Raw genomic sequence first — 3,027 nt, 5'->3', positions numbered from 1 at the left:
ACAAATCACCCGTGTGCCTGTTTTACCCGACTCGTCAATCTCTTCCCTGTAAAACGATCCTCCTATTATTTCAATTCGGTGGCGCATAATATTGGTGCCGCTCCCTCCATCGCTGTCACTTTTTGCGTTTGACAATCCTACACCGTCATCCGTAATGTTAAGTTTCAATTGATCTCCCTCCTTTAAAACCTTTATTTCCACGTTCTCTGCCTTGCCGTGAATGGCAGCATTTCTTACCGCTTCCTGGATGATGTGATACAGGTTCGTAGCAATCTCTTTATCATTAATTCGTTCAATAATTTCGTCGGCCTGCAGATTGCAGTTCACATCATGCATTTTTCTCAGCTGGCGCACCAGAAGTCTGAGAGCCCGTTTCACCCCCCCCTCCTCTATATCAATGGGGATAATCTCGTGGGTCAGATTTCGGATGCCCGCGATGCCTTCATCGATATTTTCTATAATAGAGTCTATTTCCGAGGACAATTCCAGATCGGTATCCTTTAATTCGGATCTGATCCTGCTGGCCGTAATTTTAATCGACGCCAGGGTCTGGGCCAGATTATCGTGCAGGTAACCTCCAAGATTCCAGCGCTCCGCGATATTGGTTTGCAGTATTTCTTTTTGATACTCATTACAACGCTTGATTTCTTCTTTGAGGCGTTGGTTCGCTTCTTCCAGGAATTGTTTATTCTTCGAACGCTCGCAGGACATTCCAATTATGTTCGAGGCAATCTTTACAAAATTAAGTTCATTCTTTGAGAATGGATGCTTATTTTTCGAATAAATGCCCAGGATGCCATACACTTTATCGGATTCGGTCACTGTCATCGTTATACCGCTCTGTATGTCCATGTGATCAAGAAAAGGTGACAATTTAACCTGGTCTTCTTTTTGATAGTTGGAAATCACTGCCGGACTGCCCTTCTTCAGGGCGTAGCCTGCATCCCATTTCGGATCGGCTTCAAATTGTGTAACCCCCATCTTATCAGGCTCACAGCCGGTAGCTTGAGCCAGCTTCAGGGTATTTTGGTCCGGGTGCCAGGTAAGCAGTAACGCATAATCTGTATCCAATGCCAAACAGACCTGTTGGAGGGCCCGTTCTATGATAGACTCCAGATCATCGACCCCCAGTGCATAGGTCCCCATCCTCGCAAGTGATTCCTGGAGTTTCTGCTGCTGTAATTTTTCCTCAGTCTCTTTAAGCTTGGTGACATCCATGAAGCTAAGTGCCACGCCTTCGACTTTCTCATCGACCGAGCGGTAGGGGCACAAACGCATCATATAGGTGCGGTTATTGACGCTGGACACCAGCTTTTCTACCTCTTTCCTGGTGTCATACACATACTCCAAATCTTTGCCAACTGTATTATAACGGAGTTTGTGAGTCACATGCTTTATGGGGCGGCCTATGTCAGAGGGAATAATGTTAAAAATATCGGAGGCGTTTTCCGTAAATCGCTGGACGCGAAACTCATCGTCCACAAAAAGTATAGCCACTTCCGCAACTTTCATCAGGTTTTTAAGATCATTATTGGCATGCCTTAGTTTTTCTACTTTCCTTTCCAGCTCGCGGTTCACGGATTTGAGCTCATTCTGGCTGGTCTCCAGTTCCTCGGTGGCAGAATGAAGTTCTTCGTTCATCGACTGCAACTCCTCGTTCGACGATCGCAGTTCTTCGTTGGCGGTTTCATATTCTTCCACCGTTCGATGAAGCCGTTCCCGGGTTTGTTGCAGCTCATTTTCTAATCGTTCTATAATTTCAATTTCCTCCTTTGAAATATCGGTAGAGTTAATAACATCGCTTTTAGTGTTACTATCTTCCGCGGGCGTTAATTCTTTAAAGACGACATGTATAAAACTGTCTGGAAATTCGGAGCTCTCGAAACGGTGGACTATTACCTCAATAGTGGTGCGATTTTCTTCTGATCCATAAGAGGTTTTTTTTCGCTTTGTAGCAGTATCTCCGTGTTCTGATTCATACAAAAGGGTTCTTACCACTTCCCGCAGTTCGGGGTTAATCATATCCAGGATATTTGTGCTCGGTTCACCGCCCCCATATTCCAGGTATTGCTGGATACCCTCTGTGGCATGGATCACCTCATAGGTGTCATTGACAATTACACTCTGGGGAGCATACAACCGCAGCAGAAGATCCTGATGAAATTCTTTAATGCTCTTCTTCTCCTGTGGAAACCTTGGCCGGACACGCTGGCCTCTATATCGGTCCTTTTGATATTTCAAAGGTAATTTTGGAACATTTGACCGCGAGTCCGAGTCCACAGGTTTCCGGTATATCCGGTGTTTTTTATCCACGGTGGTAAACAGTCCCGCTGCTTTAAGATCGGATTCTGACAGCCCCAAAAAGAGACCGCCGCCGGGTCGCAGTACGTAATTAAACAGATTAAATACCTCAGTCTGAATTTCTCGTTTGAGGTAAATTAACAGGTTGCGGCAGGCCAGCAGGTCGAGGTCTGAGAAAGGAGGATCTTTAAGTAAATCATGGTGGGCGAACAGGACCATATCCGTAATCTCTGGCTTGAGCTGATACTTGTGTTTCACTTTTGTGAAATAGCGCTCAATCCGGAGTTCGGATACGTCGACCTCTATGGATTCCGGATAAACGCCCCTGCGTGCATACATCAATGCTTCCCTGTTCACATCTGAGGCAAATATCCGAATTTCCGGTGCGTGTTCAATTTGCTGTGCGTATTCATGTAACAACATGGCAATTGAATAGGCTTCCTCCCCCGTGGCACATCCGGGGACCCATACTCTGAGCTGGTCTTCCGGGCCTTTACCTTCAAACAGGCCGGGAACCACTTTCTCATTAAGCTTCTCGAAAGCCTTGGCGTCCCGGAAAAACCTTGTAACGCTGATCAACAGATCCTCGAATAGATGTTCTATTTCATTTGGGTGTTCATCCAAATAATCAATATAACCATCGAGTGTAACGCAGTTGGTAATATACATACGCCGTTCTATGCGGCGCAGAAGCGTTGTTTGTTTATAGTGACTAAAGTTATGGCC

General features: G+C 45.7%; 1 protein-coding gene. It reads right to left on the bottom strand.

The window, feature by feature from the left end; all coding sequences use genetic code 11:
* Nucleotides 1-3,027, bottom strand: a 3,027-nt coding sequence (locus tag ACESLU_RS13600) for a CheR family methyltransferase (protein WP_372639172.1), incomplete at both ends; no start/stop codon positions are given.

It is taken from the genome of Fodinibius sp. (assembly GCF_041642155.1).
Lineage (GTDB): Bacteria > Bacteroidota > Rhodothermia > Balneolales > Balneolaceae > Fodinibius.
Note: the sequence above shows the minus strand (reverse complement) of the source record. Positions and strands in the feature narration are given on the sequence as shown.